Origin of the sequence: Pseudomonas sp. Ant30-3 (assembly GCF_000690905.1) — a bacterium.
GTDB lineage: Bacteria > Pseudomonadota > Gammaproteobacteria > Pseudomonadales > Pseudomonadaceae > Aquipseudomonas.
The window spans coordinates 1-26872 of record NZ_JMCL01000039.1; the positions used below are offsets into that span (position 1 = coordinate 1).

A 26872-nucleotide genomic window follows, 5' to 3' on the forward strand; every position below is an offset into this window, starting at 1 on the left:
ACTGATCCGCCAGTACCTGCCCAAGGGCACGGACTTGTCGGTGCATAGTCAGGAAGCCCTGGACGCCATCGCTTTGCAACTGAATATGCGACCGCGCAAACGCTTCGACTTCAAATGCCCGATCGAGGTGATGGGCGAAGTGATGCAAGAAGCCGTGGTGATGCGGCATGATGCTCCCGCTTCAATTCAATAACCGTGTTGCACTCAGATCCTGCAACCGCCCAACTATGTCCAGCTTCTCCAAATAGACGAGCTTGGTCGCGGCCAAATTCGTAAAAATGTATAGAATCAACAACATGAGATTAAGAGCTACGTAGGTCATCCATGATTTTTCATGGCGGTCATTGACCTCATAAGCAGTGGTTGCTGCCCCACCCGAGTAAAATTTTTTGTAGACCTCCTTGATTTCTCTTTTATTCAAGTCATCCAACATCGAACTCGCCAGTAACTCACCGAGCTTAATCTTTACGATCTTTCCTGTAGAAATAACCATAACGACGGCAAGGTGCCTGTCATTCTCAAACCCCAAAAGCTTATATTTACCGTTACCAGCGTCATCCATTAAATCTCTCCTCCATTATTTCGCCCACTACGAAAGCCGTTTCGCATTCGAAACCAGAGGCGCAAGTGACAAATAGTCTCTTTGTTGTCTTGTCGTACGCCAGCTTCTCTTTATCACCAGCGGAAAACCCTTTCCTGACGATCAATAGATCGCCGACATCATTCACCCCGCTAATGCCTTTCTCTAAAAGAACGCCAATGACGTTGCTGGCAACACCGAAATAATATGTCAAGGGAAACGTTGTGGCTAACTCACCAATACGTTTATCCATACTCTGAATCAGCAAACTCTCTTTGATAACCGGAACAGCAGCGGGGTTTTTATTCCCGAGCACGGAAATGCTACTTTCAACTGATTCCTTATCTTCAAAATCTACAGTCTCTATCTCAATATATGAAACGCCGAAAAAATTTGAAATTTTGCGTATTGTTGATTGCTGGACGTTTACTACCCTGCCCTCCAGGATGTTATAGATGGTGGTACGAGTCAGGCCGCTAGCAGCGCACAGCGCTAGCTGAGTTTCTCCGCGGCTTTTGATCAAATATTTGATATTACTTTTTAGATGCTCGATTTTTTCTTTCTTATGCATAAATTTTATAGTTTCCGTGATTCCGGTCGCAGCACACAACGGTTGTCCTGTCAGGCGCAGCATCCTACAGCTCGGACCTTTGCACAAAAAAATATCGACTAAAATTTATATCCAATCGTGAAATTATGTTTCGTAAGTTAAAAGCGAAAACCAATAACAGCTGAACTTCACACGCGCTTTCGAGAAATATCTTACAGCCTTAAGCTACAGTTGTTTCCTACAGAAAAATAGCTACCAAATACGAATCATTTAATTACACAGATGTTCATATTTTTGATTAATAACGCTGACTTTTCTGGTAAAAAATCTACCGCCCCGTCCTCTTAATCGGTGCCAGTTGTTCCAAGTCGTCCGGATGGGGTCGAAAGCTACTTATACCTGCAGGAAATGCCTTATGAAAAAGCTCAGCCCTGCCGCGCCCGAATCACCTGATCTCTCGCCCAATGAAATAAGCAAATTGAGGCAGCCCACCAAAGCCATCGATCCACGCTCGGACGAGACTTCGCACAACTTGAACCGAACCGACTCCTTGAGCCAGATTTTCACAATCGTACCTAATGTCGACCTCGAATCCCTGCTGTGTCATGCCTGTGAAACCTTGGCATCGCTGAACACCATGAGCGCTAATCTCGCCAGCGATCTGGAGGGACCACGTAGAAATGCGGCGCTGGCAATTCAACAGTTCGCGGTACTGGGAGAATTGTTGGTCAATAGAGCGCTCGACATCCAGAGCCCTCTGCAAGGGCTATGTGAAACCTCATCTACCCGTCATGCCTGAGTTTCGTTTTTTCTTAATCATTGGAAGTTTTTATCATGGATAGATATATGCCTATCACCGGTATCGATTGCCCCATCCCGTCGCTACTTATTGATACCGAAGCCCCGCTCGATGTGCTGCACGACACGGCGGCTTATCGCATCCGCACTGCGACCCAACTGCTGGAGAGCTATGCCTCAGGCGAGGGTATTCACAGCGAGCTGGCACGAGTGTTGGTTACCTCGTTGCGCGATGGCTGCGACTTGCTGGATGTGGTCGGAAGACGATTGCAGGCGCAACTCACTGCATAGGGCTATTGGGAGTGGCACTCGGTAGCGCATGGGCTGTAACGACAAAGGGTGCCTCTCGGCACCCTCTAGAAACCGGGTCGGCTTGTCATCGCCTTTGACCCGTTTGGCTCTGCAATGGCTGGTTACCCAGGATCCTCAGAGTCTCACTAACCCCTTTCGGGACTCTAGCGGCTGAACGGTCAGGGGGAGTTCAATTATCCCACGCGATTTACCGCCAATTCCCCGAGCATGATCGACTGTTGAATTCCCAGCAAAGTGTTGCTTGAGATCGTTTCAAGGACCTCGCAAAGTCACTCGCCATGACATTCGCAGACGTCAAGGATTCACACGCGTACTCAAGAAGGGGGTGATTATCAACATCGGGAGCGATGAGGAAGATCGCGTTCGGTGCGCGAGAAACGTCCGGATCGTCAGCCTGCACCAGGCTGCAAAAAACGCCGGCGCCAACGCCGTGACCAACATCGTCAGCTTCTACAAAAGCAACGAGCGCAAAGATGCCAAAAACTACGAATGCCACGCCGGCGCGATCATGGCGGGCGTTGCGTTGAAAGGGGATCTGGCGAAGGTTCAGTAAAGGCTGAGTGTGCGAGTGCTATCGCTCGCCGCAACGACGACATCCTGAAGCAGCAGGCGCAGCCTGCGTCCGACTCGGGCCGCGACCGGACGCAGCAGTCGTCAACAGGTCGGGTCCGCAGTATCAGGTTGCGCTCCCCCTGAAACAACAAAGGGCGCCTTTCACTAGGTTAGGTTTCACATTGCGCAGAGTTCAAGTACTGGCGTGTAGCTTCAGTCCCAAAGCCTTCATTACTTTGAGTATTGTGCCGAATTCAGGATTAACTTCACCCGAAAGTGCACGATAAAGACTTTCGCGAGAAAGCCCTGCATCGCGCGCGACTTGAGTCATACCGCGAGCACGCGCAATTGTCCCGAGAGCTTTAGCAATGAAAGCTGGGTCATCTCCCGCTTCTTCCATACAAACATCGAGATAATTGGCCATGTCCTCTTCGGTCTTGAGGTACTCGGCAGAATCCCAGCGATTGAATTGTTCGGTCATGGATTTTGCTCCTGCCAGGACTTTGCAATCAGCCTGGCTTGTTTGATATCTCGAGCTTGGCTGTTTTTGTCACCACCACAAAGGAGTATGACTAACTGGCGGCCCTGCTGCATGAAGTAGATTCGATAGCCGGGGCCATAGTCGATGCGGGCCTCACTCAAAGACTCGCCAATGGCCTTAACATCGCCAAAATTACCCTCAGCCATGCGGTCGATCCGAACCTGAATACGCATCCTGGCGCGACTATCTCCCAGCTTCAGCAGCCAGTTGGAAAATGTTGTACTTCGTAAAATCTCCGTCATGCCGGAAGTGTAGCCGATGAGCTACACCCCTTCAACCGGGAAAACTGATACCCGATGTGCGGCACGCGACCTGCCAGTCACCCTTCCAACGGCTCAACCTTGCTCGTCAACAACTCCACAAACGCCCTCGCCATCGGCGATTTCTGATCCTTGCGCTGCACCAGCCACACCGCCGACACCGCTGCAGGGTCCAGCAAGGCTCGGTAGACCACGCCGTCAATGCGCATTCGCTGATACGACGCCGGCAGGACCGATACGCCAAGCCCGGCCGCGACCAGGCCGATAATGGTCATCGCCTCCCCCGCTTCCTGAGCGAAATGCGGGCTGAATCCCGCGTCCCGCGCCAGGCTCAGCAATTGCGCATACAAACCGCTGCCGTAACTGCGCGGGAAAAACACGAAGGGTTCGAGGGCCAGCGCCGAAAGGAATAAACCTTCTTCACTCTCTGCCACCAGCGGGTGCTTGGAGCTGAGCACGGCCACCAAGGGTTCACGCATTAATTCCACGACACTGAGCGACTCCGGCAATCCCAGCGGCCGCATGATGCCGACTTCTATCGATTCATCGACCAGCGCATCGGCCACCTGGGTGCTGCTCATTTCACGCAAGTGCAGGTGCACGGCTGGGAAGCGTTGGCGGAAAGCGAATATCGCCTGTGGAATGGTCGAGTTGAAGGGTGCCGAAGAGGTAAAGCCGATCTTCAATTCGCCCAGTTCGCCCAGCTGCGCGCGCCTCGCCACATCGGCGGCCTTGTCGACCTGCGCCAGCACCAGCCGTGCTTCTTCCAGAAACAATCGACCGGCCTCGCTCAACTCGACCCGACGATTGGTCCGCTCAAACAACCGCGCGCCCACTTCCTGCTCAAGCGCTTGAATCTGCTGGCTCAGGGGTGGCTGAGAGATGCCCAGCACCTGAGCGGCGCGGCCGAAGTGCAATTCTTCAGCGACGGCGATGAAGTAGCGCAGGTGACGCAATTCCATAAAAACCCCAATAGGTCGAAAAACCTCTCAAAGAGGTCGAACAATATATTGGATTGAATCATTAGCCGGCTATATGCTTTTTCCATTGCCTGACCGGCTGCACCCCTCCGAGGTCTGACGTGAAAACTGCTGTCGCTCCACTCGCCCATGAAGTCCCGCCCGCCGCGCTGGACGATGCCGTGGCCGAGCTCAAGGAAATCTATATCGAGAAAGGCACGCCGATGTTCATGCGCACGGTGCTGGCGCTGTTCTGCGGCGGTTTCGCGACGTTCGCGCTGCTTTACTGCGTGCAGCCGATGATGCCGTTGCTGTCCCACGAGTATTCGATCAATGCGGCGCAGAGCAGCCTGATTCTGTCGGTGGCGACCGGCATGCTGGCTTTCGGTCTGCTGATCACCGGCCCGATCTCGGACCGGGTCGGACGCAAACCGGTCATGGTTGCGGCGCTGTTTGCTGCGGCCGTGTGCACGCTTGCCAGTTCGATGATGCCGAGCTGGCACGGTGTGCTGCTGATGCGAGCCTTGATCGGGTTGTCGCTGAGTGGTCTGGCCGCGGTCGCCATGACTTACCTGAGCGAAGAAATTCATCCGCAACACATCGGTCTGGCGATGGGCCTGTACATCGCCGGCAACGCCATTGGTGGTATGAGTGGACGTTTGATCACCGGCGTATTGATCGACTTTGTTACCTGGCACACGGCAATGCTGGTGATTGGCGGGTTAGCGCTGATCGCTGCCGCGGTGTTCTGGAAGATCCTCCCGGAATCGCGCAACTTCCGTCCGCGTTCGCTGCACCCGCGCAGCCTGCTCGACGGCTTCACCCAGCACTTTCGCGACGCCGGCCTGCCACTGCTGTTTCTCGAAGCGTTCGTACTGATGGGCGCTTTCGTCACGCTGTTCAACTACATCGGCTATCGCCTGCTGGCTGCGCCCTACAACATGGACCAGGCCTACGTCGGGCTGCTGTCGGTGGTGTATCTGTCGGGCATTTACAGCTCGGCAAAAATCGGCGCACTGGCGGACCGACTCGGGCGCCGCCGCGTGCTTTGGGCGACCATCGCGTTGATGCTTGTCGGCCTCACCCTGACCCTGTTCACGCCGCTGCCGCTGGTGATCATCGGCATGCTGATTTTCACCTTCGGCTTCTTCGGCGCCCATTCGGTGGCGAGCAGCTGGATCGGCCGCCGCGCCCTCAAAGCCAAAGGGCAGGCGTCGTCGTTGTACCTGTTCAGTTACTACGCCGGGTCGAGTATTGCGGGGACGGCGGGCGGCGTGTTCTGGCACTTGGGTGGCTGGAACGGGATCGGCCTGTTCATTGGCGCGTTGCTGGTGGTGGCGTTGCTGATTGCGCTGAAGCTGGCGCGTTTGCCGTTGCTGCCGGGCAGCCCCCCAACTACCTGAGCACTACCCGCGCCTCAAGCACCGCCTCACGTTTTTCCAGACTCAGCGACTGTAGTGCAATGCCTTCGCGCTCTATGCGGTCCAGCCACTGCAGCAAAGCACTGGCATCGCCGCTTAGGGTCAGGCGCAACCCTTCGTTGTCAGCTTCCATTTGAGCAATATCCAGCCCCGCCTCTGTCGTGCTTTCACTGACGTGCAGTGACAGGGGTTGAGTGATAGCGGGCAGCTGGCCTTGTGGTTGCGCCCGTTGCAGTTGCACTGACAGCTGTTGCTGCTGCAGATATTGAAGCTCGGCGTTGGCCAGACGCTGACGCGTAGGCTGCCAGATCAGACTGAAGGCCATGACCACCAGAAAAAAAATGCCCAATGCTTGCAGCAACCGTTGCTCGCGACGGGATATGCCTTGCCATGTTGCCTTCATGTTTCATCCTCCACAGTGAGGGTCGCCTGCACTCGGTCGCTCTGTTTGCTCGCGCTGTCGAGGCTGATTGGCATGCCCTGCTGACGCCCGCGCTCGCGCAGTTGCTCGAGCTCGACAAAGCTGTTGGCGCTCAGCTGAATCTTCCAGCCATCGCCCAGCCGATATTCGATTCGCCGGACCTCGACGTGGCTGGCGCCGACGACCTGCTCGACCAGTTTCACCAGACCGGTGATGCGCGTGTGCTGCGGCTCTGTGCGCTGGTTCTGGAGCACTTTGAGTTGGGTAGCGACATCGACGATGCGATGCTGATTCGGGTAAAGCGTTCTGAAGCGAGCTTCGTTGCGGCTCGCGAGGTGTTGCGTTTCGCTGGCGAGGAAACGGATTCGCGTTTCAGCGGCCGCCCAGGTCAGCAGCGCCGCCATCAGCAGCGCCAAAGCAGCTGGTCGCCAAGGCAAATGTTTTCGGCGTATAGCAAAATCGCCTTGCAAGAGATCAATTGGCCGTGTGCTTCGTGCAGTCAGCCACTGCTCGATCGCGTCCGCGGCCTGAGGTTCGTGGAGCCATTGCGAGTCACTGGGCAAGGCCGGTCCAAGCAGCTTCAGGTCTGCCTCCGAAAGGGCCATGCGCACATCGAGTGCTCCGCCCAGTAACCACCGACCGAACCACCACACGCCCAGCGGTTGATCGACGGGCAAGACATCGGCATCGACGAACACTGAACGCGCCACTATGCCGGACTCCGCCAGCAGCGCCAGAACCTTGCTGAGTCGATCACGATTGATCGCCATCAACGGATAACGGCCGTCACGGTCACGCGCGCCTGCACTCAGATGCAACAGATCCAGCGGCTCGCTCAGCTGATCCTCCACCGCAAACACCAGGGTTTGCGTGCTTGGCCGGCGTCGCGACGGCCACGGATTAATGCGAACCCAACTGCACATCTCCATCGGCAACACGACGCTGACCGCTTGCCCCTGCAACGTCTTCGCGACTTGATTCAGCGGCAACACCCGCCGCTGACGGGGACCAGACCACACACAGCAGGGCCACTCGATCGAAGCCTCGGCGCAGCCTTGGGGGGTGAGGTAAAGCCAGGTATTCATCGCGACATCTCGTAGGGGCGGGAAGGAAGCAAGCGTCGTTGCAAGAGGCTCAGACGATGGGTTTTGAGGTCGCGTTCGACGTCGATGGCAAGCCGCAATGAGCGCTGGCCCTGAGACACATTCACGGTGATCCGGAACCAGCGGCTGCCGATGCCGAGGCCATGGCTGCGTGGGGCTGCTCCGCCGAGCATAGGGTCTTGAGTGAACGCCTGGACGCTTGTCCATGCACTGCTGGAGCGCTGGCGTACCAGTGCGTCCGCTGTTGCTGCCTCCATGCCATCGAGTGTTCGCAAGACTAGCGCCGGAGCGGTGTTCACGTTCAACGTCGCGTCTTTGGGCAGCAACGCCACCCAAGGTTCGAGCTCTCGCAGCAATTGCCCGTCGACGCCCGGGAGATGTCGCAGCTGGCTCAACTCGCGCACAGCCCCCACTTGCTTGAGCTCCAGCGGCGGCAGACCGAGCAAGGCCAACAAACGGGTCCAGCGGCCAAGAATAACCTGATCGACTTTGCCCTCGAGCAACAGCGAATTGAGATTGAAGCGTCCAGCGAGGTCTTCAATGGCAACGTCGATTTGCGCGTCGTCCAAGGAAAAATCAGGTGCCGAGCGCGCCCAGTCCTGTGTCAGGTCGACACTTTTCTGCCCCGCCGATGCTGCCTCCTGCAACACCGCCAGCGCCCATGTTTCACCAGCACTGGCGAGCTGGCGCAGATGCAGCTGCTGCAGCTGCTGCCCACTGTTTTGCAGCGCCACGCGATGGTTACGCAGCAAGGTGCCGGTGACCAGCAGCGCCAGGCTCATGACCAGCAGGACACTGATCAAGGCAATGCCGTTTTGGCGACTGCTCATGGCAATGCACCCGGCAACAGCAACACGCGACGGATCGATTCAAAGCGCCCGGTCGACACCTGCAGTTCCACCGCCATCGGTGCTTTCAAGCCGCGCTGGACCGGCCACTCGCTGCGCCAGCCGGCATCAGCGTCGAACAGGCGCCAGCTCAGCGAGTGAACATCGTCGAGCAGCTTTTGCCGCTGCAGCAGTGGAACGTTGTCAGCCTGGCTCCCACGCCAGAGGCTGCCGTTATCGAGTCGATAGGTGAGCGTTTGCCGTTCACTGCGCGGCTGATCCAGCGGGTTACGCCAGTTGCTGCGTTGCAATTGCAGCACGCCCTGAGTCAGCGCAATGGGTTGTTCGGTGACCTGCAGCAGGTCGCGCTCGATCACCGCCACAGCGCGTTGAAGGCTGCGAAACTCCTGTTCGTGCGCCGCCGCGTTTTTTTGCACGCGCACAACGGTATCGAACAAGTGCCAACTGGCCAGCCCCAACACAGCGAAAATCGCCAGGGCAATCACCAGCTCCAGCAAGGTGAAGCCGCGCTGTCTATTCATAAGGGGCGAGTACCCAGCCAGTCGCGTGATGGACTGATTGCTGGCGACCGGCGAGGCTGACGTCAATGTCGACCTGAAACAGACGTTGATGACCCGTGGTGCTGACGCGCTGTTGCAGCAACCAATCGCGGTGGTTCATCGCCACAACACTTTGCGACTGACCAATGGCCACCCCGGTTTGCAGGCGCAACTCGTTCAATTGGTTATCCGACAACCAAGCGGCAACCAGACGCTCTTCCACCCGACCCGTTTGCTTCACAACATACTGACTGGCAGATAGCACTGCGGCCGCCAGCGTCGAAAAGATCGCCAGGGCAACCATGATTTCCAGCAAGGTAAACCCACCCATGCGCGACAGCGAAACCCGCTCAACCATCGATCACTGCCTCGCCGATACCGTCACTGGAGAGGTTCAGCCACGTCGTGTCTGCACTGGAAAAGGTCAGCGAAAAAGCGCTGGTTTCATCGCTGCTGAGCATCAGCAAGTGCGGCGGGCCGTCGTCGCTGCCCAGGTCCACGAACTGACCGTCCACCTCAAGTTGCAGTCGCAGATTTTCCGGCCATCGATAAAAAGGTGAGATCGGCGTCCAGGTTTGAACATCGAGCGTCAGCGCGCGATAACCGTCCACGCTCAGTCGCAATCCGTACTGCTGGCCATCGAGTACAGCCTGCTCGCGCAATTGTCGAATAATGCTGGCAAGTCCTTGTGCTTGCTCTCGCGCTTGCAGCCCCGGATTAGGGCCGGTGGCAAAGCTGACCATGCCCATCAAGATGCCAATCAAGACCATCACAATCATCAATTCAAGCAAAGTAAAACCCCGACAACGATGCCGCATCAGTCAATCGCCCCAGTTGCCGATATCGGCAGCATGGCCTTCACCGCCGACGACACCGTCGGACCCCATCGAGTACAGGTCGTAGCTGCCATCGCCTGACTGCACGCCGGGGTTGATGTATTGATAAGGCGTGCCCCACGGGTCCACCGGCAGACTCTTCAAATAACCCTGAGGGTTCCAGTTCCGCGCAGGAGGCATGCCGGAAGGCCGTTTGTTCAAAGCTTCCAGCCCTTGTTGCGTCGAGGGGTAGTTGAAGTTGTCGAGGCGGTACATCTCCAGCGCAGTGGCAATGGCCTGCACATCCACTCTCGCCGCGGTGACTTTGGCCTGATCGGGCCTGCTCATGAATTGCGGCACCACGATGGCGCCGAGCACACCGATGATGACGACGACCACCATTATTTCGATCAGGGTAAAACCGTGTTGGGCGCGAGGCGGGTTGTTGTGTAAGGCTTTCATGGATCAATTCACCAACTGATTGAGGCTGAGAATCGGTAGAAGAATGGCCATGACGATGAGCAGCACGACGCCGCCCATCACCACCAGCATGGCCGGTTCGAACAAACTGACAACCAGCGCGATGCGCGCCGCCAGACTGTTTTCCTGTTGCTCGGCAGCACGCACCAGCATCTGATCGAGTTCTCCGGCACGCTCGCCGCTGGCGATCATGTGCAGCATCATCGGCGGGATGTCGCCGCTGAGCTCCAGACCTCGGGTCAGGGTGCCGCCCTCGCGAACCGAGCGAGCGACGTCGACCATGCGGGCGCGAATCGTCAGGTTTCCGATCACGGCGGCGGCGATCTCCAGCGCATCTACCAGCGGCACGGCACTCTTGCCGAGAATCGCCAAAGTGCTGGCAAAGCGCGCCGCTTCCATCGCTCGCAGCACCTCGCCGGCGAGCGGGATTTGCAAAGCGAGCCGATGCCAGCGCAGACGCCAATCGGGTTGGCGCAAACTCCAGCGCCACAGCCCGATCAACGCGCCCAGAGCACCGGTGACCAGCAGGCCGTGGTTGCGCAGCCCGTCACTCAGGCTGATCAGCGCCTGGGTAAGCCAGGGCAACGGCTGACCGCTGTCGACGAAAATTTTCACTACGTCGGGCACCACGTAACCGAGCAGAAAACCGACAATTGCCACACTCGCCAGCATCAGAATCAGCGGGTAAACCAGGGCCATCTGAATTTTTTGCCGCGACGCCTGGCGGGCTTGGGTGTAGGCCGCCAATTGTTCGAGTACCTGGCCCAAATGCCCGGAGCGCTCCCCGGCCGCAATGGTGGCGCGAAACAATTCAGGGAACGCTTTGGGGAACTGCCCGAGCGCCATCGACAGTGCATGGCCCTCCATCACCCGACTGCGGACCGCCGACAGCACACCCGCAACCTTGCGCCTGCCACTTTGTTTTGCCACGGCCTCCAGCGCTTCTTCCAGCGGCAAGCCCGCTTGAATCAGTGTCGACAGCTGCAACGTCAGCAACGCCAGATCGGCCGCACTCAGGCGCGCCCCTCGAGGCTGAGCGGCTGAGCCGGCGGTGCTCGTGACCTCGTTCAGTTCGAGCAACCACAGGCCGCGCTCACGCATCAGCTGTCGCGCATGGCGTGGGCTGTCGGCTTCCAGGCGCCCTTTGCAGCGCCGGCCGAGGGCATCGTCAGCGCGGTAATCGAAGGTCGGCAATGTCGGCTACTCCCGAGTGACGCGCAGCAATTCGTCAAGGCTGGTTACACCGTCCAGCACCCGCTGCCGACCGTCCTGAAACAGGCTGCGCGAGAGCTTGCGCGTTTCCCCGAGCAGCGCTTGCTCGCTCGCGCCTTGATGGATGAGGGCCGAGACTGCCGGCGTGATGCCGATCAGCTCGTAGATCCCGATACGGCCGCGATAACCGTGCTGACAACGCTCACAGCCCACCGCTGTGAACAGTTGTGGCGACGTCGAAACGCTCAGCCCCAGACGCTGGCACTGCAAGGCATCGGCCGTGGACGCAACCTTGCAGTACGGGCACAAGGTGCGTAGCAGACGCTGGGCCAGAACCCCCACCAGCGATGACGCCAGCAGATAGGGATCGACGCCCATGTCCACCAGCCGCGTGACCGCGCCAACCGCGCTGTTGGTGTGCAAGGTCGAGAGCACGAGATGCCCGGTCAGCGAAGCCTGAACGGCGATTTCTGCGGTTTCGCGATCACGGATTTCGCCGACCATCACCACGTCCGGATCCTGACGCAAAATGGCGCGCAAACCACGGGCGAACGTCATGTCCACTTTTGGATTGACCGGCATCTGCCCGACGCCGGGCAGGTGATATTCGATGGGATCTTCGACCGTCAGAATGTTGCGCGTCTGATCATTCAGGCTGCTCAGCGCGGCATACAGACTGGTGGTCTTGCCGGAACCGGTCGGGCCCGTGACCAGCAGGATCCCGTGAGGTTTGCCCAACAATTGGCGCAAGTCAGCGAGGGTGTCTGCGGGCATGCCAAGTCGCGGCAATTCGAGACGCCCGGCCTGTTTATCGAGGAGGCGCAGCACGACCCGTTCACCGTGCGCAGAAGGCAGTGTAGAGACCCGCACGTCGACTTCGTGCCCGGCCAGTCGCAGGGCGATTCGGCCATCCTGGGGCACACGTTTTTCGGCAATGTCCAAACGCGCCATGACCTTGATGCGCGACACCAGCAAGGTCGCCAGTTCGCGCCGTGGCCGCAACATTTCACGCAATTGCCCGTCGATTCGCATACGCACCGACAGGTACTGCTCGAAGGTTTCCAAATGCACGTCCGACGCCTGCTCGCGCACCGCTTCGCTGAGCAAAGCGTTGATAAGGCGAATGATCGGCGCATCGCCTTGCTGCTCCAGCAAATCGGCGGTCTGTGGCACTTGGTCGACCAGGCTGAGCAGGTCCAGTTCGTCGTCCAGACCTTGTGCGACTTGCTCCGCCGCGCTCTGCCCTTCGCGGTAAGCGACTGCCAGGCGCTGGGCGAATTCGCCAGCCGCGAGCATCCGGAGCGGCACCTGGCCGCACACCCGGCGCGCTTCAGCCACGGCGGTCAGCGGTGTATCGGCTCGCATGGCGAGGATCGGCTCAGCCCCCCCTTGCTCCAGCAACACACCAAAACGTCGGGCAAAACCGAACGGCAATTGCGTAAGGCTTGCACCCGATTCGCTCATGGGACCACCGGCGTCTGCTTGCGCAAATCGAACACCGGCGCGTCGCTGACCGGGTCAAACAGGTGGCGCGATTCGGCAGGCAGCAGCAAGGAGTTGTTGCCCTGCGCTCCGGGCTGGCTCAAGTCGCGCAGCGCGTTGTAGCGCTGCTGGCTGACATCCGCCAAATCTTCCCTGCTGCGCACAATGGTCGGACGCAGGAACACCATCAGATTGCTCTTGGTTTGCGTGTCGCGGCTCCAGCGAAACAGCGCGCCCAGATAGGGTATGTCGCGCAGCAACGGCACGCCGCTCTGTTGGGTCCGCACGCTGTCGCGAATCAGACCGCCGATCACGATGATCTCGCCATCGTCGGCAAGGATCGTGCTTTTGAGCGCGCGTTTGTTGGTGATCAGATCCGAAGAATCGATGCCCGAGACCGAGGGCGCGATGTCGGAAACTTCTTGCTCGACCTCCAGCCGGAGCGTTGAACCTTCGTTGATGTACGGCTTGATTTTCAGGCTGATGCCGACGTCTTTGCGCTCGACGGTAGTGAACGGATTCTCTGCACCGTTACTGCTGGTGGTGTAGGAGCCCGTCTTGAACGGCACGTTCTGGCCGACGATGATTTCCGCTTGCTGATTGTCCAGCGTTAACAGGCTCGGCGTGGACAACAAATTGCTCCGCGTATTGCTGGCCAGTGCAGTGATTAGTGCCCCAAAACGGTCGCTGCCCAGTTGCAGAATGGCACCCTCCGGTGCGGATTTTTTTTCATTGAATGTAAGACCGCCAACGATCGGAATATCGGTGCCGGGGAGGTTGATGAACCCCGTCGCGCTGCCGGTATTCAATCCCCACTGGACGCCCACGGCTTCAGCAATGTCGCCGGAAATTTCGACGATGGCGGCATGGATCAGCACTTGGGCTCGCGGCTGATCCAACTGACGCACGATGTTCTCGATGGTGCGAATCTGCGCAGGCTCGGCAATTAGCACCAGCGCATTTTGACTCTCGTCGGCCTTGATCATGAAGGTGGCGCTGGACGCGTTGTCCTTGACTCCAGGGATGGCCGCTGCCGTTCTCCGTCCCTGGCCCATGGTCTCCAGCACTTCGGCCAATTGCTTGGCATCACTGTGGCGCAGGCGAATGACCCGGGCATTGTCGAGGGTCGCGGTGGCGGGGGCATCAAGGCCGTGGGCAAGGTCGAGCAGACGTTTTCGAACCGCCGGCGGGCCAATCAGGATCAAACGATTGGTGCGATTGTCGGCGAGCACCTGGATCGTCGTATCGGCGTTGCGTTTGCCCAGGGAGGATTCAATGATGGTCGCGACGTCGGCGGCTTGAGCATGGCGCATCTGCACCACGGAGTGCAGGTTGTTCTGCCCGGAATCAAGCTGACGGACGACCTTGCCGATACGACCAACATTGGCGGCGGTGTCGGTCACCACCAGCGCATTGGCCGAAACCGACGGGCCGACGTAGCCGTTGACCGATACCAGTGGTCGCACCAGCCCGGCAATGTCCGAAGCGCTGCTGGTGTCGAGCTCGATCACCTGAGTGATGAACTGCGACGGCGTAGCATTTTGCGCGGTGCCCTGACCGGCACGGCTTTTGGCTTCGGTGACCGGCGTGATCAGGATTCGGTCGCCTTCATCGATGACCGTGAAGTTGTGCGCGTCCAGTACTGAATAAAACAACCGTCGAACGCCTTCGCGGTCGAGAGCCTTCTGAGACATGACGGTGATGCGTCCGCTGACCCTTGGATCGAGCACTACCGTCGTGCCCAGGATGGTCGAGAACTCTTCGACAATGTCGCGCAGCTCTGCATTGTTCATCGCCAGTTGCCACTTCTGTTCCTCGGCCAGCAGCAGGCCAGGGATGCTCGTCAACGTAAAAATGCCGAATAAAACCAGGGAGCGCAGCCGCTGCGCGCCGGTGAAGCTGTTCATGGGATTGATCACTCTGACTGCCCGGAAACCGGACGTAGAAAACGTGTAGAAATAGCGGGCGCTTGTGGTTGTTTCGGCGCTTCGAACGGACGCAGAAAACGCGTGCTGGATGGCTGCAGCGCTAATACTTCTTCGCGTCCCTTGTTCCACAGCACCACCTGTCTTGTTTCGACGCGACGCAGAATGCTGCCGCCCGGCAACCGCTCGCCGACCTGATACATGCGCGGACCTTGCGCGTCTGCCAACAGCGCTTTGGACAAGCCGTTGCTGTGGATGAAACTGGCGTGCAATGTCAGCGGCTCGGCGCTGGGCAACGGCGACAGTGCGGTCGTCAAACCGAGTACCGAAGCGATCGCTCCGGTGTTCAACGGCTCTCGCGCCAATATCGGCGCCGTCGCGGAGACAATTGGCAACGGGACAGCAAGTTCGTCGCGAAATCGCCATTCCTGCCACGCCAAAAACACCAGATAAGCGATCGGCAACATCAGCAAACCTGCGCTGCTCAAACGAGGCAGCACCACGGAAGTCGCCTGAGGCATGCGTTTCATAGCCAACTCATTCAAGGTGCTCACTGCGGCGATATTTGCACCAGGACATACGGCGCAGCAGCCGATGCCCGCATGCTTCGTGAACAATCACCGCGCCAACGTGCAGCACGATCAACAACGAAAGGACCACGCAGGCACCGATGTGAAGTGTGACAAACGAGCCAATCAGCGCGGGGTCGCTCAACGGTTGAGGGATGCTGATCCAGCCAAACACATCGATCGGGCGATCCATCATCAAAACGCCGGTCACCAAGACGACACCGACGATGAGGTAGATCGACGTGTGCACCAGCAGCACAAGTTTCGCCATAAACACTAATGCGCTCACGCTCGTGCGCCGGGTATGAGCGATAAAAATGAACAGACGCCAGACGAAGAACGGAATGAACACGGTCGTCAGCGAGACATTGACAAAGGCAATCGATTGTTCGATGCCCGCGGGCAGTTCAAAACTGGCCACGGAAAAGCCGGACACCAGGGTCCAGATGATTACAGCGGCGGACAGCCAGTGCAGCCATACGCGCTGGGCGGAGTAACCCGAAGTCTTCATTCGCCACTCTGAAATTCAACAAGAAATGAGCTTCGGGCGATCCTTGATGAATCGCCCAAAGTATTACGGCTTACTTAGAGTTTGTTCCATGCCATGTGCCAATGCGCACCGACGCCGGGTTCAAAACCGTTAGCTGTCGGGGTGTATTGCTTGCAATAGCCGGACTCAGGGAAAGGCTTGCACTCGAAGACTTCATTGGTCTTCGGCTGCAGTACCTTGGTACCCGCTGCGTACTCACTGACGCCTTCGGGGAAAACGAAGTCGTATTCAGCACCGGCACCCTCGCCGGTGAGCGTGGTCGGCTGGGTATCCTGGAGGGTGGTGCGGCCGTCGAGGGTGGTGCCAATCAGTTTCAGGGTGTGTTTGCCGGGGTTACTGCGAACATCCATGACCAACCCGGTTGTGCCGCTGTCCACTTGAGCCGAGGTCATGCCGACCGGTTTGTTGCTCTCATCGAACAAGGTCGCTTCCACCTTCATCTTGCGATTGGCGATCATTCTGAAATCAACCTTGGCCTGACCCTTGTCCAGTATGTACTCAGCTTGCTGAGAAGCGACCGACATGCGGGCATCAGTATCTTCCTTCATGTCCAGCTGCACTTCGTAGCGGGTAATGCCGCTTTCTTTTTGCGCGTACAGGCTGTTGTTGCCTTTCACCGGTTCGATGTTGCCGGCTTCATCACGCACACCGGCGCGGACGAGGGAGTGGGTCGCGTTGATCTTTTCGGCAAGCTTGAATGCCCAGTTGTTGGCCAGGCCTTGCTCGGCGGTGTCGATGGAGATTTCGACGCTGTACTCCGTGCTTTCACCGTCGACAGTGAAGGCCCGTGCCTTGACCTTGTCGCCAACCAACAGCGCGGTCGAAGGTGCGATGCCCCCTACCGAAGACCAACCGCCAGGCAGCGAAGGTTCAGCAAGGATATTGACGTCGGCCGGGTTGTAGAACGCTGCGTCGGTGTCGCCGACTGTCCACACCGCCAGGATTACGTGATGGCCGGATTTGTCTTCGGGCACGGTGCAGTTGTGTTTCGTGCCGGAGACCGGTTTCTGGTTGCCACCGTCAATGGTGCAGAACGGCGTGCTTTCAAAGGAGGCACGTTTCAGCGATTCATTCGGGTTCCAGCCATTACGGGTAATGAAATACTCGTGTTTGGTTGCTGGATGAACGGCGGTGTAGTGCCACTGGAAATCAATGTTGCGGTCTTTGATTTCAGTCAGCTGCCAGCGTGTGGCGGACTGCGCGTCCAGCGCCGAGAAATTGGAATGGCCGCCACTGGCGATCTTGCCATCGACCGGCCCCTGCAACGGAGCACCGCCGACGCCGGCCGGGAAACCCTTGAAGGTTTCACCGACACTTTGCGGCTCGTATTGAGCGCCACCGCAGTTGGTGTTCACGCCTTTCTGGCAGAGCAATGCCCGCGAAGGCGGCACATCCAGGTAGCCATGGGCAGAGGCCGTTTGTGAAGCGAGCATTGCCGATAACAGGATCATCGAGGAGGTGCACGCGGTGAATGCGCCTCCTTTGTAGAAAGTATTTTTCATGATTGGATTCCAGACTGCTTATCGATAATCAAGGCGCCTTGTGAGCACCACTGTTCGTAAGTTCGTTCACCAAAGAGTTGAACGAAGGTCAGAAACCTTACTGGGATGGCGGAAAATTCTATGTAGGAGGAATCGCCGCTGATGGAAGGATCGGTCTCTCTGGTAATTCGTCCGACAAAGACGAAACATTTCTTACATTCAGAAATTGTTTGGGCAGACACGATTCAACGGACCAAAAAAAACCTGCCCAACTTATGCCGGGCAGGCTTCAAGAAACTTCACCGGTTTTATTGGTGATATTGCGCCGACAACTCATGCACGGCGCGCATGAACGCGCCGGCGTGCTCTGGATCGACTTCAGGGGTGATGCCATGGCCGAGGTTGAACACATGCCCGCTGCCTTTGCCGTAGCTGGCAAGAATCCGTCCCACTTCAGTACGAATGGCTTCCGGCTTGGCGTACAGCACGGTCGGGTCCATGTTGCCTTGCAAGGCGACTTTGTCCCCGACGCGAGCACGGGCGTTGCCGATGTCGCACGTCCAGTCCAGGCCCAGTGCGTCGGCGCCAGCGTCGGCGATGCTTTCCAGCCACAGGCCGCCGTTCTTGGTGAACAGGATGACCGGCACTTTACGGCCTTCGTGTTCGCGGATCAGGCCGCTAACGATTTTGCGCATGTAGGCCAGGGAGAACTCCTGATACGCCGCCGCCGAGAGATTGCCGCCCCAGGTGTCGAAGATCTGCACCGCTTGCGCGCCGGCCATGATCTGGCCGTTCAGGTAGCTGGTGACCGACTGTGCGAGCTTGTCCAGCAGCAGGTGCATGGCTTGCGGGTTGTCGTAGAGCATGGCCTTGGTCTTGCGGAAGTCCTTGGACGAACCGCCTTCGACCATGTAGGTAGCCAGGGTCCACGGGCTGCCGGAGAACCCGATCAGCGGCACGCGGCCGTTCAGTTCGCGGCGAATGGTGCTGACCGCGTCCATGACGTAACCGAGGTCTTTATGCGGATCAGGAATCGGCAAGGCTTCGATGTCGGCCAGGGTGCTGACGACTTTCTTGAAGCGCGGACCTTCACCGGTTTCGAAGTACAGGCCCTGGCCCATCGCGTCGGGGATGGTGAGGATGTCCGAGAAGAGAATCGCCGCGTCCAGCTGCGGATAGCGATCGAGCGGCTGCATCGTGACTTCGCACGCGAACTCCGGGTTCATGCACAGGCTCATGAAGTCGCCCGCCTTGGCGCGGCTGGCGCGGTATTCCGGCAGATAGCGACCGGCCTGACGCATCATCCAGACAGGCGTGACGTCCACGGGTTGCTTGAGCAGGGCACGAAGGAAACGGTCGTTCTTCAGGGCAGTCATGTCGGCATCCGGAAAAAAAGTGCGGGCATTTTCTCAGAGCGCGACGCAAAAGGCACGGCAAGAGCCGTGCCTTTTGTCTATCGGGTCAATTTGTCGCGGTGGAATGCGGCATTTAGCAACATCGCGAAACAGCTGTAGGAGTGAGCCTGCTCGCGATGACGGAGTGTCAGTCAATCAAACTGGCGACTGATAAACCGCTATCGCGAGCAGGCTCACTCCTACAGGGTTACTGCGTTATAGGTCAGGATCGGGTTCAGACGCCCAAATAATCCAGAATCCCTTCGGCCGCATTACGGCCTTCGAAGATCGCCGTCACCACCAGGTCAGAACCCCGCACCATGTCGCCACCGGCGAAGATTTTCGGGTTGCTGGTCTGGTGCTTGTATTGACCTTGCTCCGGCGCCACGACACGACCCTGGCTGTCGGTCTGGATCTCGAACTGCTCGAACCATGCAGCCGGGCTCGGACGGAAACCGAAGGCGATGACCACGGCGTCGGCCGGGATGATCTCTTCAGAGCCCGGGATCGGCTCGGGGCTGCGACGGCCACGGGCGTCCGGCTCGCCAAGACGGGTCTCGACCACCTTCACACCTTCGACGTGGTCTTCGCCAACAATGGCGATCGGCTGGCGGTTGTAGAGGAACCTCACGCCTTCTTCCTTGGCGTTCTTCACCTCTTTGCGCGAGCCCGGCATGTTCGCTTCATCGCGACGATAAGCACAGGTCACCGACTTGGCGCCCTGGCGAATTGAAGTGCGGTTGCAGTCCATCGCCGTGTCGCCGCCGCCCAATACCACGACCCGTTTGCCTTTCATGTCGACGAAATCTTCCGGCGACTTTTCAAAGCCCAGGTTGCGGTTGACGTTGGCAATCAGGAAATCCAGCGCGTCGTGCACGCCCGGCAGATCCTCACCGGCGAAGCCGCCCTTCATGTAGGTGTAGGTGCCCATGCCCATGAACACGGCATCGTATTCAGCGAGCAACTGCTCGATGGTCACGTCTTTGCCCACTTCGGTGTTCAGGCGGAACTCGATACCCATGCCGGTGAAGACTTCGCGACGATTGCTCAGCACGGTCTTTTCCAGCTTGAACTCAGGAATACCGAAGGTCAGCAGACCACCGATTTCCGGGTTCTTGTCGAACACCACCGGGGTCACGCCGCCGCGCACCAGCACGTCGGCACAACCCAGGCCTGCCGGGCCAGCACCGATGATCGCCACACGCTTGCCAGTCGGTACAACCTTGGACATGTCCGGGCGCCAGCCCATGGCGAACGCCGTGTCGGTGATGTACTTCTCGACCGAACCGATGGTCACCGCGCCGAAACCATCGTTGAGGGTGCAGGCACCTTCGCACAGACGGTCCTGTGGGCACACCCGGCCGCACACTTCCGGCAAAGTGTTGGTCTGGTGCGACAACTCGGCGGCCTGAAGAATGTTGCCCTCGGCCACCAATTTGAGCCAGTTCGGAATGAAGTTGTGCACCGGGCACTTCCATTCGCAATACGGGTTACCGCAACCCAGGCAGCGGTGGGCCTGATCGGCCGAATGCTGGGGTTTGAAGGGCTCGTAGATTTCCACGAACTCTTTCTTGCGTTGACGCAACAGTTTCTTCTTCGGATCCTTGCGCCCGACATCGATGAACTGGAAGTCGTTATTCAGACGTTCAGCCATTGTTAAAACCTCATCAAACTCTTCAGGCGCATATCACTGCGGGTTGGCACGGGTGCTGGAAAGCAACGATTTCAGGTTGGCAGCCTTGGGCTTGACCAGCCAGAAACGGCGCAGATAGTCATCGAGGTTTTCAGCAAGGTTACGACCCCACTCGCTGTCGGTTTCCTCGACGTATTCGTCCAGCACGCGTTGCAGGTGGCTGCGATAGGCTTCCATCGCTTCGCCGCTGATCCGCTGGATTTCCACCAGTTCGTGGTTGACCCGGTCAACGAAGGTGTTGTCCTGATCGAGCACGTAGGCGAAGCCGCCGGTCATGCCTGAGCCGAAGTTGTATCCGGTCTTGCCCAGCACGCAGACAAAACCACCGGTCATGTATTCGCAGCAGTGATCGCCAGTGCCTTCCACCACGGTGTGAGCACCGGAGTTACGCACCGCAAAACGCTCGCCTGCAGTGCCAGCCGCGAACAGCTTGCCGCCGGTGGCGCCATAGAGGCAGGTGTTGCCAATGATGGCACTGTCCTGCGTCTTGTAGATGCTGCCCTTCGGCGGAACGATGACCAGTTTGCCGCCAGTCATGCCTTTGCCGACGTAGTCGTTGGCGTCGCCTTCCAGGTACATGTGCAGGCCACCAGCGTTCCACACACCGAAACTCTGACCGGCCGTCCCTTTGAAGCGGAACGTGATCGGCGCTTTGGCCATGCCCTGGTTGCCATGCTTGCGCGCAATTTCGCCGGAGATCCGCGCACCGATCGAGCGGTCGCAGTTGCAGATATCCAGAGCGAAATCGGCGCCGCTCATGTCGTTGATTGCCGACGTGGCGAGACCGACCATTTTTTCGGCCAGCAAACCTTTGTCGAACGGCGGGTTGCGCTCAACCTGGCAGAACTGAGGTTTGTCTGCCGGGATGTGGTCGCTGCCCAGCAACGGCGTCAGGTCGAGGTGATTCTGCTTGGCGGTCTGGCCTTCGAGAATTTCCAGCAGATCGGTACGCCCGATCAGCTCTTCGAGGGAGCGCACGCCCAGTTTCGCCAGCCACTCACGGGTTTCTTCGGCGACGTAGGTGAAGAAATTCACCACCATGTCGACGGTGCCGATGTAGTGATCCTTGCGCAGCTTCTCGTTCTGCGTTGCAACGCCGGTGGCGCAGTTGTTCAGGTGGCAGATACGCAGGTATTTGCAGCCCAGCGCGATCATTGGCGCGGTGCCGAAGCCGAAGCTTTCAGCGCCGAGGATGGCGGCCTTGATCACGTCGAGGCCGGTTTTCAGGCCGCCGTCGGTCTGCACCCGGACTTTGCCGCGCAGGTCGTTGCCGCGCAGGGTCTGGTGAGTTTCGGCGAGGCCGAGCTCCCACGGTGCGCCCGCGTATTTGATCGAGGTCAGCGGCGATGCGCCGGTGCCGCCGTCGTAGCCGGAAATGGTGATCAAGTCTGCGTAAGCCTTGGCCACCCCGGCAGCGATGGTGCCGACGCCCGCTTCTGCAACCAGTTTCACCGAGACCAGCGCCTGCGGATTGACTTGTTTCAAGTCGAAAATCAGCTGCGACAAGTCTTCAATCGAGTAGATGTCATGGTGCGGCGGCGGCGAAATCAACGTCACGCCCGGCACCGCATAGCGCAGCTTGGCGATCAGACCGTTGACCTTGCCACCCGGCAGTTGACCACCTTCACCCGGCTTCGCGCCTTGAGCGACTTTTATCTGCAGCACTTCAGCGTTGACCAGGTATTCCGGAGTCACCCCGAAACGGCCGGTCGCGACTTGCTTGATTTTCGAGCTCTTGATGGTGCCGTAACGCGCCGGGTCTTCGCCGCCTTCGCCGGAGTTGGAACGCGCACCGAGGCGGTTCATTGCTTCGGCCAGGGCTTCGTGAGCCTCCGGCGACAGCGCGCCCAACGAGATGCCGGCAGAGTCGAAGCGCTTGAGCACCGACTCCAGCGGTTCGATCTCGCTGATGTCCAGCGCGGTGTCGAGGGTTTTCACCTTGAACAGGTCGCGGATCATCGACACCGGACGGTTGTCCACCAGCGCTGTGTATTCCTTGAACTTGCCGTAGTCGCCCTGCTGCACTGCAGCTTGCAAAGTGTTGACGACGTCCGGGTTGTAGGCGTGATATTCGCCACCGTGGACGAACTTCAGCAAGCCGCCCTGCTGGATCGGCTTGCGCGGGCTCCAGGCTTCGGCGGCGAGCGCTTTCTGCTCGGCTTCGATGTCGACGAAGCGTGCACCCTTGATGCGGCTCGGCACGCCACGGAAGCTCAGGTCGCAGACTTCTTCGGACAGGCCGATGGCCTCGAACAGCTGAGCCCCCCGGTACGAAGCAATGGTTGAGATACCCATCTTCGAGAGGATTTTCAGCAGGCCTTTGGTGATGCCTTTGCGGTAGTTCTTGAACACCTCATAGAGGTCGCCCAGCACTTCGCCGGTGCGGATCAGGTCACCCAGCACTTCGTACGCCAGGAACGGATAGACCGCCGAGGCGCCGAAACCGATCAACACGGCGAAATGGTGCGGATCGCGAGCGGTCGCGGTCTCCACGAGGATGTTGGAGTCGCAACGCAGGCCTTTTTCGGTCAGACGGTGATGCACCGCGCCGGTGGCCAGAGAAGCGTGGATCGGCAACTTGCCCGGGGCAATATGACGGTCACTCAAAACAATCTGGGTGCGACCGGCGCGAACAGCTTCTTCAGCCTGGTCGGCAACATTGCGCACCGCGGCCTCGAGGCCAACGCTCTCGTCGTAGTTGAGGTCGATGACCTGGCGCTCAAAGCCCGGACGATCGAGGTTCATCAGCGAGCGCCACTTGGCCGGGGAAATAACCGGCGAGCTGAGGATCACGCGCGAAGCGTGTTCTGGTGACTCCTGGAAAATATTGCGCTCGGCACCGAGGCAGATTTCCAGCGACATGACGATGGCTTCGCGCAGCGGATCGATCGGCGGGTTGGTGACCTGCGCGAACTGCTGCCGGAAATAGTCATACGGCGTGCGCACGCGCTGGGACAGCACGGCCATCGGCGTATCGTCGCCCATCGAGCCAACCGCTTCGTAGCCTTGCTCGCCAAGCGGACGCAGCACTTGGTCGCGCTCTTCGAACGTGACCTGATACATCTTCATGTACTGCTTGAGCCGGTCGACATCATAGAAAGCCGAACCGTGATCGTTGTCTTCCATGGTCGCCTGAATGCGCAGGGCATTCTTACGCAACCATTGCTTGTACGGATGACGGGACTTCAAGCGGTTGTCGATCGCGTCGGTATCGAGGATCTGCCCGGTCTCGGTGTCTACAGCAAAGATCTGACCCGGGCCAACGCGGCCCTTGGCGATCACATCTTCAGGCTGGTAATTCCAGACACCGATTTCCGACGCCAGGGTGATGAAACCGTTTTTGGTGGTCACCCAGCGCGCCGGACGCAGACCGTTACGGTCAAGCAGGCACACCGCGTAACGACCATCGGTCATGACCACGCCGGCCGGGCCGTCCCACGGTTCCATGTGCATCGAGTTGTATTCGTAGAACGCACGCAGGTCCGGGTCCATGGTTTCGACGTTCTGCCACGCAGGCGGAATGATCATCCGCACGCCACGGAACAGGTCGATGCCACCGGTGACCATCAGCTCAAGCATGTTGTCCATGCTCGAGGAATCGGAACCGACGCGATTCACCAGCGGGCCGAGCTCTTCCAGATCCATCAGATCGTTGGTGAACTTGGTGCGACGGGCCTGCGCCCAGTTGCGGTTGCCGGTAATGGTGTTGATCTCGCCGTTGTGGGCGAGGAAGCGGAATGGCTGAGCCAGCGGCCATTTCGGCAAGGTATTGGTGGAAAAGCGCTGGTGGAATACGCAAATCGAGGTTTGCAGGCGCTGATCGCTGAGGTCTGGGTAGAAGGCGGTGAGGTCCGCCGGCATCATCAGACCTTTGTAAATAATAGTCTTGTGGGAAAAGCTGCAGATGTAGTGATCGACATCGGCGGCGTTGGAGACGGACGAACGACGACGAGCGCTGAACAGCTTGATCGCCATGTCCTGATCGCTGAGGCCTTCGCCGCCGATGAACACTTGTTCAATCTGTGGCAGACGCTCGTGGGCCAGTCGACCGAGGACGCTGGTGTCGATCGGCACTTTGCGCCAGCCGACCAGCGTCAGGCCTTCAGCCAGGATCTCGCGGTTCATGTTATCGCGAGCGGCTTCGGCTTTGACCGGGTCCTGATTGAAGAAGACCATGCCCACAGCGTATTGCCTGGGCAGTTCGGCACCAAAGGTTTCCTGGGCGATGGCTCGCAGGAATACATCCGGCTTCTGAATCAGCAGACCGCAACCGTCACCGGTCTTGCCGTCGGCGTTGATCCCACCGCGGTGGGTCATGCAGGTCAGGGCCTCGATGGCCGTTTGCAAAAGGGTATGACTGGGCTCGCCCTGCATATGAGCTATCAGGCCGAAACCACAGTTATCCTTGAATTCATCTGGTTGGTACAGACCTGCTTTCATAGACACTTTCTCACCAGGCTGCCTCTTTTCGAGGCAAATTTCTTTTCAATTCAACCACTTGCGAACCGCGCCGAACGTACGCCGGCTTAGCGGGGGCAAAAGGGTGGTCATTGTACACAGCGACACAGACGCTCACAAATTTGACGACGAAATGTCGCAAATCTATGTCGCATTTGTGAAAGGTTTAAAGCGATATGCTGTGCTAGTCAAAACTTTTTTAATTCTGACTGCAACGACTCAAAGACTACTGTAACGCAGACACCACAAGGCGCGCGGTCGCAGGGACGGCGCGCACATGTAGAAATTTTGAGGTGCTTGGAGAGGCGGCCTGGGTAAGGCCGCCGAATCTTCAGCGAGTTGTTGCCAGTTCCTGTTGGACGCTGGCGACAGTGCGAGGCCAAGGTTTACCAGCCTGAACCTTCGCTGGCAAGGCCTTGATGGCGTTGAGGGCTGCATCGCGGCTGCCAAAGCTGCCGTATGTGATGACGAAAAGCGGTTTGCCGTTGAGCACTTTCTTGAAATAGCGGTACTCGCCGCCCTGCTCTTTGACGAAGTTTTGCGCCGATGCCTCGGAGCTGGTGCCGAGGATCTGCACCACGTAGTTGCTGGTCGGCTGGCCGGCGTACCAGGTACCGCCGGCAGCCTTGGCCACAGTGGTCGGCTTCTCGGCAGGTTTGGCAGCAGCGGCCGGTGCCGGAGCGGGCTTGGCGGCTGGGGTTGGGGCTGGGCCCGGTACTGGCTTGGCCGTCGCAATCTGCGTGGGTGCCGGTGCCGGTTTGGCGGCTGGTTCGGTCGGCGCAGGGCCGGCCGGAATGCCCGCAGGCGGCGCGGTGGTGGTCACGGTCGGCGGAACTTCGCTCGAACCTTCCACAGGCACGCCGTCGTCGCCTTCAGTAATGCCACCGGCCGCTTCAGCCAACGGGCCGCGCATCACCGGCTGCGAGTTGCCAACCAGCGGCAATGGCATCGGCTGCGAATTACCGGCGAATTCAACAGCAGGAGCACCGCCGTCGTTTTGTTGTGGCGTGCCCTGACCCAGCGGCAATTGCGCCTGTTCATTGGCAGGTGCGCCAGTGGTCGGTGCTTTGCTGCGACCCGGCATCAACCAGGCGGCGGCTACCGCGACCACGACTACGGCGGAAATCGCCAATACGTGTTTCTTCGGCATGTTGAACCCCATACTTGGACGCTTGACCGCTGAGCGGCTGGCAATCATGACTTCGATCAGAGCATCGCGGGCGACCTGGTTGATGTTGCCAGGCCAGCCATCGGAGCTTTCGTGAATATCAGAGATCTGATCTGCAGTGAAAAGTTCGATACCCCGACCGGCACCTTCGAGCCGCTGATCCAGGTATTCACGGGTTTCTTCTTCGGTGTAAGGCTGCAGTTCAATAACGTGAAAACGCTCTTCCTGAAGGCTCAGCGCCTCCAGTTGCGCGATCAGCGACGACTCACCGAACAGAAACACATGCGGGCGACCTTCCGGTGCACCAGCGGCCAGCTCCATCAACGCTTCGAGCGCGGATTCATCGAGCTGTTCGGCGTCATCCACCAGCAGATAGACCTCCTGCCCGGTCAGGGCCAGTTGAACCACCTGAGCCAGGATCGGGCCGATCTCTGCCTGAGCGACATTCAAGGCCTGCGCTACCTGGCGCAACACACCAGCCGCATCACCGGCGCCACGGGCGGAAACCACCACGCTTTGCACCGATTGTTTGTTGGTACTGGCCACCAGCGCCTGACGCAGCAGGGTCTTGCCGCTGCCGTGCGGGCCGGTCACGACCAGCAGCAACTGGCTGTAGCGAGCCAGATGATGAAGTTGCCCCAGGACCGGCTTGCGCTGGGCCGGGAAGAATTTGAAGCCAGGCACCCGTGGAGCAAAAGGGTCGTGACTCAACTGGAAATGGCCGAGGAAAGCCTCGTCGGCGTGCAAACTAGTCATCGGGA

General features: G+C 58.7%; 24 protein-coding genes and 4 pseudogenes. 5 read left to right on the forward strand and 23 right to left on the reverse strand.

Annotated features, from left to right (window positions below; all coding sequences use genetic code 11):
- Positions 1–193 (forward strand): annotated as a pseudogene (locus DU29_RS01000000129815) (IS30 family transposase); the annotation flags it as partial.
- Positions 194–223: 30 nt separating this feature from the next.
- Here the strand turns inward: DU29_RS01000000129815 and DU29_RS0110835 are convergent.
- Both DU29_RS0110835 and DU29_RS0110840 read right to left on the reverse strand, forming a co-directional pair.
- Positions 224–562: pseudogene (locus DU29_RS0110835) on the reverse strand (queuosine precursor transporter); the annotation flags it as partial.
- Entirely contained in the window at positions 555–1151 is a 597-nt protein-coding gene (locus tag DU29_RS0110840) for a helix-turn-helix transcriptional regulator (protein ID WP_028621719.1), read from the reverse strand. The gene DU29_RS0110840 and the pseudogene DU29_RS0110835, both read right to left, overlap by 8 nt.
- Before the next feature lie 394 nt (positions 1152–1545).
- Here DU29_RS0110840 and DU29_RS0110845 point away from each other — a divergent pair, with 394 nt between their 5' ends.
- Complete coding sequence (locus DU29_RS0110845) at positions 1546–1929, forward strand: DUF6124 family protein (RefSeq protein WP_028621720.1); 384 nt, start codon at positions 1546–1548, stop codon at positions 1927–1929.
- 35 nt (positions 1930–1964) lie between these two features.
- Entirely contained in the window at positions 1965–2219 is a 255-nt protein-coding gene (locus DU29_RS0110850) for a hypothetical protein (protein WP_028621721.1), read from the forward strand.
- A gap of 194 nt (positions 2220–2413) precedes the next feature.
- Here the strand turns inward: DU29_RS0110850 and DU29_RS1000000133220 are convergent.
- A pseudogene (locus DU29_RS1000000133220) lies at positions 2414–2643 on the reverse strand (DUF6124 family protein).
- Between DU29_RS1000000133220 and DU29_RS01000000129820 the strand changes: the two are divergent.
- A pseudogene (locus tag DU29_RS01000000129820) lies at positions 2629–2793 on the forward strand (excinuclease); the annotation flags it as partial. The pseudogenes DU29_RS1000000133220 and DU29_RS01000000129820 sit on opposite strands and share 15 nt — an antisense overlap.
- A 192-nt stretch (positions 2794–2985) precedes the next feature.
- Here the strand turns inward: DU29_RS01000000129820 and DU29_RS0110860 are convergent.
- From DU29_RS0110860 to DU29_RS0110870, 3 genes are all read right to left on the reverse strand, one after another.
- Positions 2986–3273: an addiction module antidote protein gene (locus DU29_RS0110860; protein ID WP_028621722.1), complete on the reverse strand. Its 288-nt coding sequence runs from the start codon at positions 3271–3273 to the stop codon at positions 2986–2988.
- On the reverse strand, positions 3270–3575 hold the full coding sequence (locus DU29_RS0110865) for a type II toxin-antitoxin system RelE/ParE family toxin (protein ID WP_028621723.1): 306 nt from the start codon (positions 3573–3575) through the stop codon (positions 3270–3272). The genes DU29_RS0110860 and DU29_RS0110865 overlap by 4 nt, the downstream gene beginning before the upstream one ends.
- Positions 3576–3652: 77 nt before the next feature.
- Positions 3653–4555: a LysR family transcriptional regulator gene (locus tag DU29_RS0110870; RefSeq protein WP_028621724.1), complete on the reverse strand. Its 903-nt coding sequence runs from the start codon at positions 4553–4555 to the stop codon at positions 3653–3655.
- Between the two features lie 167 nt (positions 4556–4722).
- Between DU29_RS0110870 and DU29_RS0110875 the strand changes: the two genes are divergently transcribed.
- On the forward strand, positions 4723–5955 hold the full coding sequence (locus DU29_RS0110875) for an MFS transporter (RefSeq protein WP_442961288.1): 1233 nt from the start codon (positions 4723–4725) through the stop codon (positions 5953–5955).
- Here DU29_RS0110875 and gspM read toward each other — a convergent pair.
- From gspM to DU29_RS0110960, 17 genes are all read right to left on the reverse strand, one after another.
- Positions 5948–6376 carry a type II secretion system protein GspM gene (gene gspM, locus DU29_RS0110880; RefSeq protein ID WP_028621726.1) on the reverse strand — a complete coding sequence of 143 codons (429 nt, stop codon included), beginning with the start codon at positions 6374–6376 and terminating at the stop codon, positions 5948–5950. The genes DU29_RS0110875 and gspM overlap by 8 nt on opposite strands.
- Positions 6373–7479 (reverse strand): type II secretion system protein GspL, encoded by a 1107-nt coding sequence (gene gspL / locus DU29_RS0110885; RefSeq protein ID WP_028621727.1) that lies wholly within the window; start codon positions 7477–7479, stop codon positions 6373–6375. The genes gspM and gspL overlap by 4 nt, the downstream gene beginning before the upstream one ends.
- Entirely contained in the window at positions 7476–8327 is an 852-nt protein-coding gene (locus tag DU29_RS0110890) for a general secretion pathway protein GspK (protein ID WP_028621728.1), read from the reverse strand. The genes gspL and DU29_RS0110890 overlap by 4 nt, the downstream gene beginning before the upstream one ends.
- Positions 8324–8866 (reverse strand): type II secretion system protein GspJ, encoded by a 543-nt coding sequence (locus DU29_RS0110895; protein ID WP_028621729.1) that lies wholly within the window; start codon positions 8864–8866, stop codon positions 8324–8326. The genes DU29_RS0110890 and DU29_RS0110895 overlap by 4 nt, the downstream gene beginning before the upstream one ends.
- Positions 8859–9242: a type II secretion system minor pseudopilin GspI gene (gene gspI, locus DU29_RS0110900; RefSeq protein ID WP_028621730.1), complete on the reverse strand. Its 384-nt coding sequence runs from the start codon at positions 9240–9242 to the stop codon at positions 8859–8861. The genes DU29_RS0110895 and gspI overlap by 8 nt, the downstream gene beginning before the upstream one ends.
- Positions 9235–9702, reverse strand: a complete 468-nt coding sequence (gene gspH, locus DU29_RS0110905) for a type II secretion system minor pseudopilin GspH (protein WP_028621731.1) — start codon at positions 9700–9702, stop codon at positions 9235–9237. Before gspH ends, gspI begins: the two co-directional genes overlap by 8 nt.
- Before the next feature lie 3 nt (positions 9703–9705).
- The gene (gene gspG / locus DU29_RS0110910) at positions 9706–10161 is read right to left on the reverse strand and encodes a type II secretion system major pseudopilin GspG (protein ID WP_028621732.1); all 456 of its coding nucleotides are present in this window, start codon (positions 10159–10161) and stop codon (positions 9706–9708) included.
- A gap of 3 nt (positions 10162–10164) precedes the next feature.
- Entirely contained in the window at positions 10165–11373 is a 1209-nt protein-coding gene (gspF, locus tag DU29_RS0110915) for a type II secretion system inner membrane protein GspF (RefSeq protein ID WP_028621733.1), read from the reverse strand.
- Between the two features lie 6 nt (positions 11374–11379).
- Positions 11380–12855 carry a type II secretion system ATPase GspE gene (gene gspE, locus DU29_RS0110920; RefSeq protein WP_028621734.1) on the reverse strand — a complete coding sequence of 492 codons (1476 nt, stop codon included), beginning with the start codon at positions 12853–12855 and terminating at the stop codon, positions 11380–11382.
- On the reverse strand, positions 12852–14780 hold the full coding sequence (gspD, locus tag DU29_RS0110925; RefSeq protein ID WP_033050430.1) for a type II secretion system secretin GspD: 1929 nt from the start codon (positions 14778–14780) through the stop codon (positions 12852–12854). Before gspD ends, gspE begins: the two co-directional genes overlap by 4 nt.
- Before the next feature lie 8 nt (positions 14781–14788).
- Complete coding sequence (locus DU29_RS0110930; RefSeq protein ID WP_236645599.1) at positions 14789–15328, reverse strand: hypothetical protein; 540 nt, start codon at positions 15326–15328, stop codon at positions 14789–14791.
- Positions 15329–15335: 7 nt separating this feature from the next.
- Positions 15336–15878, reverse strand: a complete 543-nt coding sequence (locus DU29_RS0110935; protein ID WP_028621737.1) for a cytochrome b — start codon at positions 15876–15878, stop codon at positions 15336–15338.
- Between the two features lie 74 nt (positions 15879–15952).
- Positions 15953–17419, reverse strand: a complete 1467-nt coding sequence (gene gbpA / locus DU29_RS0110940; protein WP_028621738.1) for an N-acetylglucosamine-binding protein GbpA — start codon at positions 17417–17419, stop codon at positions 15953–15955.
- Between the two features lie 287 nt (positions 17420–17706).
- Entirely contained in the window at positions 17707–18774 is a 1068-nt protein-coding gene (gene hemE, locus DU29_RS0110945; RefSeq protein WP_028621739.1) for a uroporphyrinogen decarboxylase, read from the reverse strand.
- A gap of 253 nt (positions 18775–19027) precedes the next feature.
- Positions 19028–20446, reverse strand: a complete 1419-nt coding sequence (locus tag DU29_RS0110950) for an FAD-dependent oxidoreductase (RefSeq protein ID WP_028621740.1) — start codon at positions 20444–20446, stop codon at positions 19028–19030.
- 33 nt (positions 20447–20479) lie between these two features.
- Positions 20480–24925, reverse strand: a complete 4446-nt coding sequence (gene gltB / locus DU29_RS0110955) for a glutamate synthase large subunit (protein ID WP_028621741.1) — start codon at positions 24923–24925, stop codon at positions 20480–20482.
- Between the two features lie 349 nt (positions 24926–25274).
- On the reverse strand, positions 25275–26867 hold the full coding sequence (locus DU29_RS0110960; RefSeq protein ID WP_028621742.1) for an AAA family ATPase: 1593 nt from the start codon (positions 26865–26867) through the stop codon (positions 25275–25277).
- Positions 26868–26872: the final 5 nt, after the last annotated feature.

Bases quoted from the DNA above. Each gene is read 5' to 3' on its own strand.
- DU29_RS0110840 (WP_028621719.1), bottom strand. From the start codon at position 1,151: ATGCATAAGAAAGAAAAAATCGAGCATCTAAAAAGTAATATCAAATAT.
- DU29_RS0110845 (WP_028621720.1), top strand. From the start codon at position 1,546: ATGAAAAAGCTCAGCCCTGCCGCGCCCGAATCACCTGATCTCTCGCCC.
- DU29_RS0110850 (WP_028621721.1), top strand. From the start codon at position 1,965: ATGGATAGATATATGCCTATCACCGGTATCGATTGCCCCATCCCGTCG.
- DU29_RS0110860 (WP_028621722.1), bottom strand. From the start codon at position 3,273: ATGACCGAACAATTCAATCGCTGGGATTCTGCCGAGTACCTCAAGACC.
- DU29_RS0110865 (WP_028621723.1), bottom strand. From the start codon at position 3,575: ATGACGGAGATTTTACGAAGTACAACATTTTCCAACTGGCTGCTGAAG.
- DU29_RS0110870 (WP_028621724.1), bottom strand. From the start codon at position 4,555: ATGGAATTGCGTCACCTGCGCTACTTCATCGCCGTCGCTGAAGAATTG.
- gspM (WP_028621726.1), bottom strand. From the start codon at position 6,376: ATGAAGGCAACATGGCAAGGCATATCCCGTCGCGAGCAACGGTTGCTG.
- gspL (WP_028621727.1), bottom strand. From the start codon at position 7,479: ATGAATACCTGGCTTTACCTCACCCCCCAAGGCTGCGCCGAGGCTTCG.
- DU29_RS0110890 (WP_028621728.1), bottom strand. From the start codon at position 8,327: ATGAGCAGTCGCCAAAACGGCATTGCCTTGATCAGTGTCCTGCTGGTC.
- DU29_RS0110895 (WP_028621729.1), bottom strand. From the start codon at position 8,866: ATGAATAGACAGCGCGGCTTCACCTTGCTGGAGCTGGTGATTGCCCTG.
- gspI (WP_028621730.1), bottom strand. From the start codon at position 9,242: ATGGTTGAGCGGGTTTCGCTGTCGCGCATGGGTGGGTTTACCTTGCTG.
- gspH (WP_028621731.1), bottom strand. From the start codon at position 9,702: ATGCGGCATCGTTGTCGGGGTTTTACTTTGCTTGAATTGATGATTGTG.
- gspG (WP_028621732.1), bottom strand. From the start codon at position 10,161: ATGAAAGCCTTACACAACAACCCGCCTCGCGCCCAACACGGTTTTACC.
- gspE (WP_028621734.1), bottom strand. From the start codon at position 12,855: ATGAGCGAATCGGGTGCAAGCCTTACGCAATTGCCGTTCGGTTTTGCC.
- gspD (WP_033050430.1), bottom strand. From the start codon at position 14,780: ATGAACAGCTTCACCGGCGCGCAGCGGCTGCGCTCCCTGGTTTTATTC.
- DU29_RS0110930 (WP_236645599.1), bottom strand. From the start codon at position 15,328: ATGAAACGCATGCCTCAGGCGACTTCCGTGGTGCTGCCTCGTTTGAGC.
- DU29_RS0110935 (WP_028621737.1), bottom strand. From the start codon at position 15,878: ATGAAGACTTCGGGTTACTCCGCCCAGCGCGTATGGCTGCACTGGCTG.
- gbpA (WP_028621738.1), bottom strand. From the start codon at position 17,419: ATGAAAAATACTTTCTACAAAGGAGGCGCATTCACCGCGTGCACCTCC.
- hemE (WP_028621739.1), bottom strand. From the start codon at position 18,774: ATGACTGCCCTGAAGAACGACCGTTTCCTTCGTGCCCTGCTCAAGCAA.
- DU29_RS0110950 (WP_028621740.1), bottom strand. From the start codon at position 20,446: ATGGCTGAACGTCTGAATAACGACTTCCAGTTCATCGATGTCGGGCGC.
- gltB (WP_028621741.1), bottom strand. From the start codon at position 24,925: ATGAAAGCAGGTCTGTACCAACCAGATGAATTCAAGGATAACTGTGGT.
- DU29_RS0110960 (WP_028621742.1), bottom strand. From the start codon at position 26,867: ATGACTAGTTTGCACGCCGACGAGGCTTTCCTCGGCCATTTCCAGTTG.